The organism is Limnohabitans sp. (genome assembly GCF_044361645.1).
Classification (GTDB): domain Bacteria; phylum Pseudomonadota; class Gammaproteobacteria; order Burkholderiales; family Burkholderiaceae_C; genus Limnohabitans_A.
Genome location: NZ_JBIKIL010000161.1, coordinates 1 through 7,008, shown reverse-complemented (window position 1 = coordinate 7,008; position 7,008 = coordinate 1). Strand labels below are relative to the sequence as shown.

At 58.4% G+C, this 7,008-nt stretch carries 6 protein-coding genes and 1 pseudogene; 3 read left to right on the top strand and 4 right to left on the bottom strand.

Annotation, left to right across the window (positions count from 1 at the left end):
• The 3 genes and pseudogenes from ACIQ39_RS17840 to ACIQ39_RS17830 all read right to left on the bottom strand — a co-directional run.
• A pseudogene (locus ACIQ39_RS17840) lies at positions 1–768 on the bottom strand (threonine synthase); the annotation flags it as partial.
• The gene (locus tag ACIQ39_RS17835; protein WP_396435931.1) at positions 768–2,090 is read right to left on the bottom strand and encodes a homoserine dehydrogenase; all 1,323 of its coding nucleotides are present in this window, start codon (positions 2,088–2,090) and stop codon (positions 768–770) included. The pseudogene ACIQ39_RS17840 and the gene ACIQ39_RS17835, both read right to left, overlap by 1 nt.
• Positions 2,091–2,142: 52 nt before the next feature.
• Entirely contained in the window at positions 2,143–3,384 is a 1,242-nt protein-coding gene (locus tag ACIQ39_RS17830) for a pyridoxal phosphate-dependent aminotransferase (protein ID WP_396435930.1), read from the bottom strand.
• Between the two features lie 122 nt (positions 3,385–3,506).
• On the opposite strand from ACIQ39_RS17830, the gene ACIQ39_RS17825 reads away from it, so the two are divergent.
• The 3 genes from ACIQ39_RS17825 to ACIQ39_RS17815 all read left to right on the top strand — a co-directional run bounded on the left by ACIQ39_RS17825 (position 3,507) and on the right by ACIQ39_RS17815 (position 6,441).
• A complete protein-coding gene (locus ACIQ39_RS17825) occupies positions 3,507–3,884 on the top strand; it encodes an Mth938-like domain-containing protein (protein ID WP_396435929.1) in 378 nt (125 codons plus the stop codon).
• Positions 3,885–4,044: 160 nt separating this feature from the next.
• A complete protein-coding gene (locus tag ACIQ39_RS17820; protein WP_396435928.1) occupies positions 4,045–4,530 on the top strand; it encodes a peroxiredoxin in 486 nt (161 codons plus the stop codon).
• A gap of 165 nt (positions 4,531–4,695) precedes the next feature.
• Positions 4,696–6,441, top strand: coding sequence for a PhoH family protein (locus ACIQ39_RS17815; protein WP_396435927.1), 1,746 nt, complete (start codon positions 4,696–4,698; stop codon positions 6,439–6,441).
• 40 nt (positions 6,442–6,481) lie between these two features.
• Here ACIQ39_RS17815 and ACIQ39_RS17810 read toward each other — a convergent pair.
• The coding region (locus tag ACIQ39_RS17810; protein ID WP_396435926.1) for a DnaB-like helicase C-terminal domain-containing protein at positions 6,482–7,008 on the bottom strand (527 nt) is incomplete at its 5' end.

Here is a 7,008-nt window from a genome sequence, read left to right as displayed (position 1 = left end):
GTTGCTGTGGGTGGCCTGGAAGTAACCGGCAAAGTAGTACACCACCTGGGCCAACAGACGCGCCCAGTTGATGGAGTTCACGGTCCCAATTTTGTAACGGCGCTTGAAGGCCAAGTCGTTGGACACGGCTTTCACGATGTCTTGGCAATCGTCGAACACCCCCGCGATGGCGATGTTGTGGATGTTCTCGTCCAGCAGGCTGAACATCTGCGCTTGTTGGAACGGGCTCATGCGGCCATCGGGACTGGTCATGAAGACGCGCACACCTTTTTTGCCGCGCATGGCGTATTCGGCCGCGCTGCCGGTGTCGCCCGAAGTGGCGCCCAAGATGTTCAAGGACTCACCGCGCCGCGCCAACTCGTACTCGAACAAGTGGCCCAGCAACTGCATGGCCATGTCTTTGAAGGCCAAAGTGGGGCCGTTGGACAAGGCCTGCAAATACAAGGTGGGCTGTGCCTGACCTGCAGCCTGCAAAGGCTTGAGCGGCACGATCTCAGGCGTGCCAAAGACCTCGGCCGTGTAGGTCTTGCGGCACAGGGCCAGCAAGTCATCGCGCGGGATGTCGTCGATGTAAAGCTGCAAGACCTCAAAGGCCAAAGCCGCATAGCCCTGGGTTTGCCAGACGCTGCGCAGGCGCGTCAAGGCTTGGGCGTCGATCTGGGGGTAACTTTCGGGCAAGTACAAACCGCCATCGGGCGCCAAGCCTTCAAGCAAGATGTCACAAAATTGGGGGCGGTCGGCGTGACCACGGGTGGACAGGTAGCGCATCAGTTCAGTTCTTCCTTGCGAATGCGCACGATGGGGGCCATCACCGTGGGCAAGGCCTGCATCTGGGCCAGCACCGCGTTCAAAGTGCCCTCGCGGGTGTCGTGGGTCAAGATGATCACGTCGGTCTGGTTCTCACCGGCCAAGCTGACTTGGTCGGCCTCGCGCTGCAACACGGCGTCGATGCTGATGTCCGCCTCGGCCAACAAACCCGTGAGCTTGGCCAGCACGCCCGCTTGGTCGGCCACGCGCAGGCGCAGGTAGTAACTGGTCACCACCTCGGCCATCGGCAGCACCTGCAACTCGCTCATGGCACCGGGCTGGAAGGCCAAATGCGGCACGCGGTGCTGCGTTTGGGCCGCGTGCAAACGGGTGATGTCGACCAAATCGGCGATCACCGCGCTGGCGGTCGGCTCGGCACCCGCACCTTTGCCGTAATACAGCGTGGTGCCCACCGCATCGCCTTGCACCATCACCGCGTTCATGGCCCCTTCGACGTTGGCAATCAATCGCTGCTGGGGCACCAGGCTGGGGTGCACCCGCAGCTCAATGCCCTGCGCTGTGCGCTTGGTGATGCCCAGCAGTTTGATGCGGTAACCCAATTGCTCGGCGTACTTGATGTCAGCCGCACCCAGCTGGGTGATGCCCTCCACATAGGCCTTGTCAAACTGCACCGGGATGCCGAAGGCAATGGCACTCATCAAGGTCACTTTGTGCGCAGCGTCCACACCTTCGATGTCAAATGTCGGGTCGGCCTCGGCATAACCCAAGCGCTGCGCCTCTTTCAGCACCTCGCCAAAGTCCAAACCTTTGTCGCGCATCTCGGACAAGATGAAGTTGGTCGTGCCGTTGATGATGCCAGCCACCCACTGGATGCGGTTGGCCGTCAGCCCTTCACGCAGCGCCTTGATGATGGGAATGCCCCCAGCCACCGCGGCTTCAAAACCCACCATCACGCCTTGGGCTTGTGCGGCCGCGAAAATCTCGGTGCCGTGCACTGCCAGCAAGGCCTTGTTGGCGGTGACCACGTGCTTGCCCGCCGCAATGGCTTCGAGCACCAAGGCTTTGGCGATGCCATAGCCCCCGATCAACTCGATCACGATGTCGATCTCGGGGTTGGCGATCACGTCTCGCGCGTCGGCCACCACCTGCACGCCCGGCCCCACCAAAGCTTGGGCACGCGCCACATCCAGGTCAGCCACAATGGTCACTTCAATGCCACGACCGGCGCGGCGCTCAATCTCGCCCTGATTGCGCTGCAGCACATTGAAGGTGCCACTGCCCACGGTGCCCATGCCCAACAAGCCCACTTTGATCGGATTCATTTTTTAACTTCTTTACTGCGGTACGCCCAAAACTCGGACTGGAAAAATAGCCTCAAACCGCCAAGGCTTTGGTGCCAAAACGCTGGCGAGCGCCTTCCAGAAAACGGGCCACGCGGGCAATGGCCTCGCGCAGATCGTCCTCGTGAGGCAAAAACACGATGCGGAAATGGTCGGCATCGGGCCAATTGAAACCCGTGCCTTGCACCAACATGACCTTGGTTTCTTCCAGCAACTGCAAAAAGAAATCTTGGTCATCTTGCACCGGGTACATCTGAGGGTCAAGCTTGGGGAACATGTACAGCGCTGCTTTTGGCTTGACGCAACTGACGCCCGGAATCGCCGTGATCAACTGGTGCGCCAAGTCGCGCTGCTTGCGCAAGCGACCGCCCTCACCCACCAATTCGTTGATGCTCTGGTGCCCACCCAAAGCGGTTTGAATGGCCCACTGGCCCGGCACATTGGCACACAAACGCATGTTCGACAACATGTTCAGGCCCTCGATGTAATCACGGGCATGTTTTTTGTCGCCCGAGATCACCATCCAACCCGCGCGGTAGCCGCAAGAGCGGTAGCTTTTCGACAAAGAGTTGAAGGTCAGGGTCAACACGTCTTGCGACAAGCTGCCCATGGGCGTGTGCTTGACGCCGTCGTACAAAACTTTGTCGTAGACCTCGTCGGCAAAAATCACCAGCCCGTGTTCGCGGGCCAAGGCCACGATGCCGCGCAGCAATTCGTCCGAGTACAGCGCGCCGGTCGGGTTGTTGGGGTTGATGACCACGATGCCTTTGGTGCGCGGCGTGATTTTGGCCCGCATGTCGGCCAAATCGGGCATCCAAGCATTACGCTCTTCGCAGCGGTAATGCACCGGTGTGCCACCCGACAAACTGGCAGCCGCCGTCCACAAGGGGTAATCGGGCGAGGGCAGCAACAATTCGTCACCATTGTCCAGCAAGGCATTGGTGGCCATGACGATCAATTCACTGGCCCCATTGCCCAGGTAAATGTCATCCAAAGCGACGCCCAAAATGCGCTGCTTTTGGGTTTCGTGCATGACCGCTTTGCGCGCCGCAAAAATGCCCTTGCTGTCGGAGTAACCCGCCGAGTTGGGCAGGTTGCGGATCATGTCTTGCTGAATTTCTTCGGGCGCATCGAAACCAAAAACGGCCAAATTGCCTATGTTCAATTTGATGATCTTGTGGCCATCCTCCTCCATCTGTCGAGCCCTGTCCATGATGGGCCCCCGGATGTCGTAACAAACATTGGCAAGCTTGGCAGATTTCTGAATGGTCTTCAAAGTGCCTCCAAAGGCGGTAGGTTCAAACGAAAACCTATAATTTGACCACATTTTTCAGCCAAGACCGGCCCTTGTTTGGGCGCTTTGGACCCACATCGTGCCCCGAATCCTTTTTATGTGCCATGAAACTCCAGCCTGACCAATCCAATGCCCCAACCATCAACGCTTACGACCGCGCTTGGATTGAAGTCGATGGCGTGCGCTACGCGCACTCATTGTCGGTCAGCAGTTTGCCCCAGGTGGCACCCGCGGCTTGGTCAACGGGTCACTTTGAGGCCCTCAGCGACCGCGACTTCAGCCCATGGGTGGACAGCGGCGCAGAGCTGATTCTTTTTGGCAGCGGTCACAAAATCCGTTTTCCCAAGCCGGCGTACTTGCAGGGCTTGATGGCCCAAGGCATTGGACTTGAAACCATGGACACCGCTGCCGCTTGCCGCACCTACAACATCTTGGCCAGTGAGGGCCGCAAAGTGGTGGCTTTGCTTTTGCTTGAGGTTTGAGCCGGGCCAGACGCAGTTTGCTTGAGCGCGCGGATGCAGTGCGAGTACCCCGAAACCTCTTCAGAGTAAAATAGACGGCTTCCGAGGCCCACGGCCCTCAGCGAAACTGGCACCATCTCTTCGTGTCAATCGCTCAACCTGCAAGCGAGATCAAAGTTCCATGGCGATCGTTTTGAACAAACCCCTCCCCGAATTTGAAGCCAACGCCACCAGCGGCCTGAAAGTTTCGAACATATCCCACCTCGGTCAACCCGTTATTTTGTTTTTCTATCCCAAAGACAACACACCCGGTTGCACCACAGAGGCCATGCAGTTTCGTGACAAACACCCGGATTTTGTGAAAACCGGTGCTTTGGTCTTGGGCGTATCGCGAGACAACATGAAATCGCACGATGATTTCAAATCCAAACTGGAATTGCCTTTTGAATTGATCGCCGACACCGAAGAGAAAATGTGCCACATGTTCGGTGTGGTCAAAAACAAGATCATGTACGGCAAGAAGGTCAAGGGCATCGAACGCAGCACCTTCCTGATCGGTGCCGATGGCACCCTCAAGCAAGAGTGGCGCGGGCTCAAAGTGCCCGGCCATGTGGAAGAGGTCTTGCAAGCGGTGAAAGACTTGAAAAAATCGGCGGCGCTGGCCTGATGGCACCGCTTTGGGCCGAGCATTCGGCCCTGTCTTGTGGGTCGTGCATAATCTTTTCATGCCCCTGATGACAGCCCCTTCATTGAGTAAAAGCCGCCCTGGCCACTTGGCGGCTTTTATTTTTTCCGACTCTCTTTTTCTCTGTTCACCCCAACACCACTGCTCATGCCACTGCCACCTGCACCTACACAACGCGCCAGCCGTTTGACCCACACCGCGTTCGAATCCGCCCTGCTTGACGACGAAACAGCACCGGCCTTGATTCAAGTCGAAACCAAAATCCGACCAACACCAACCGCAGCGATTGCGCCAGCGGTTTCTGCCGCCTTGTCTGTGAACAGCGGGCTCAAACCCGCCCATCGCTCACGCAAGCCCAAACTGGACAGTCAAACGCCCACGCAAGCGCCAGTGGACACGAAGCCTGCCCACAACAAGCCTGCATTGGTGCCCACGCCAACGCCCACAGCTTCACACACAAGCCGCAGGCCCAAGACCACACCACGCGCCAAACAAGGCACCGGCCCGCGCAAACTGTTTGTACTCGACACCAATGTGCTGATGCACGACCCCATCAGCCTGTTCCGCTTTGAAGAGCATGACGTCTACTTGCCCATGATCGTGCTGGAAGAGCTCGATGGCCACAAAAAAGGCATGACCGAGGTGGCACGCAATGCGCGCCAAACCAGCCGCTCTTTGGATGCTTTGGCTTCGGCCCAAGGGGATGACTTGGTCAAGGGCTCACCGCTCAACACCACAGGGCACACAGATGCCACAGGCCATTTGTTTTTCCAAACCCAAGCTTTGGATTTGAGTCTGCCTCTGGCCTTGCCCCAAGGCAAAGCCGACAACCAAATCTTGGGTGTGGTCAAAGCGCTGGGCCAAATGCACGCTCCTCGCGAGGTGGTGCTGGTGTCCAAAGACATCAACATGCGCGTCAAAGCCCGGGCATTGGGCTTGCATGCAGAGGATTACCAAAACGACAAAACCTTGGAAGACGGCGATCTGCTCTACCCGGGGTCCTTGGCTTTGCCCAGCGATTTTTGGACCAAAAATGGCAAGACCGTGGAAAGCTGGCAACAAGGCACGCAGACCTTCTACCGCATCAGCGGCCCCATCGTGCCCAGCCTGTTCATGAACCAGTTTGTGTATTACGAGGCCCCAGGCGAACCGAGCTTGTACGCGCGGGTCACCGAGATACGAGGTAAAACCGCCGTTTTGCGGACCTTGAAAGACTTTGGCCACCAGAAAAACGCGGTGTGGGGCGTGACGGCGCGCAACCGCGAGCAAAACTTCGCCTTGAATGTGCTGACCGATCCTGACATCGACTTTGTCACCTTGGCCGGCACAGCAGGCACCGGCAAAACCCTGATGGCCTTGGCCGCAGGCTTGACGCAGGTGCTGGACGACCGCCGTTACACCGAAATCATCATGACCCGCGCGACCGTGAGCGTGGGGGAGGACATCGGCTTCTTGCCCGGCACCGAAGAAGAAAAAATGGGCCCCTGGATGGGCGCGCTGGACGACAACTTGGAGTTTTTAGCCAAAGGTGATGGCGGCAACTCGGGTGAATGGGGGCGCGCGGCCACCAACGAACTCATCAAAAGCCGCATCAAGGTCAAGAGCATGAACTTCATGCGCGGGCGCACCTTCATGAACAAGTACGTCATCATTGACGAGGCGCAAAACCTGACGCCCAAGCAAATGAAGACCCTGATCACACGCGCCGGACCCGGCACCAAGATCATCTGCATGGGCAATTTGGCGCAGATCGACACGCCTTACCTGACCGAAGGCTCATCGGGTTTGACCTTCGCGGTGGACCGCTTCAAAGGCTGGGCGCATGGCGGCCACATCACCCTGGCACGCGGCGAACGTTCGCGTTTGGCCGACTTTGCCAGCGACGCGCTGTGAGCGTGTTCCAGCGCGGCCCTGCACCCACAGACGACGGTTTTCAGTAATCGTCGCTCAGGCCTGATGCCAGGCTTTCAAACCGCGTGAGGTTCTTCAGGAAGGTCAAGCGAACCGTGCCCGTGGGGCCATTGCGCTGCTTGCCAATGATGATTTCGGCCACGCCCGGGTCCTTGGAATCCTTGTTGTAGTAATCGTCGCGGTAAATGAACATGATGATGTCGGCGTCTTGCTCGATCGCACCCGACTCCCGCAGGTCACTCATCATGGGCCGCTTGTCGGTGCGCTGCTCCACGCTGCGGTTGAGCTGGGACAGCGCGATCACGGGACACTGAAGCTCTTTGGCCAGCATCTTCAGGCCCCGCGAAATCTCGCCCAACTCGGTGGCGCGGTTGTCACCGCCTGAGCTGCTCGAGCCGCTCATCAACTGCAAATAGTCCACCACGATCAAGCCCAGCTTGCCGCATTGTCGCGCCAGCCGTCGGGCATTGGCGCGCAATTCGGAGGATGTGAGGCCGGGTGTTTCGTCGATGTGCAAAGACACGGTGCGCAGCTTCTCGATGGCCTCGG

Bases quoted from the DNA above. Each gene is read 5' to 3' on its own strand.
- ACIQ39_RS17835 (WP_396435931.1), bottom strand. From the start codon at position 2,090: ATGAATCCGATCAAAGTGGGCTTGTTGGGCATGGGCACCGTGGGCAGT.
- ACIQ39_RS17825 (WP_396435929.1), top strand. From the start codon at position 3,507: ATGAAACTCCAGCCTGACCAATCCAATGCCCCAACCATCAACGCTTAC.
- ACIQ39_RS17820 (WP_396435928.1), top strand. From the start codon at position 4,045: ATGGCGATCGTTTTGAACAAACCCCTCCCCGAATTTGAAGCCAACGCC.
- ACIQ39_RS17815 (WP_396435927.1), top strand. From the start codon at position 4,696: ATGCCACTGCCACCTGCACCTACACAACGCGCCAGCCGTTTGACCCAC.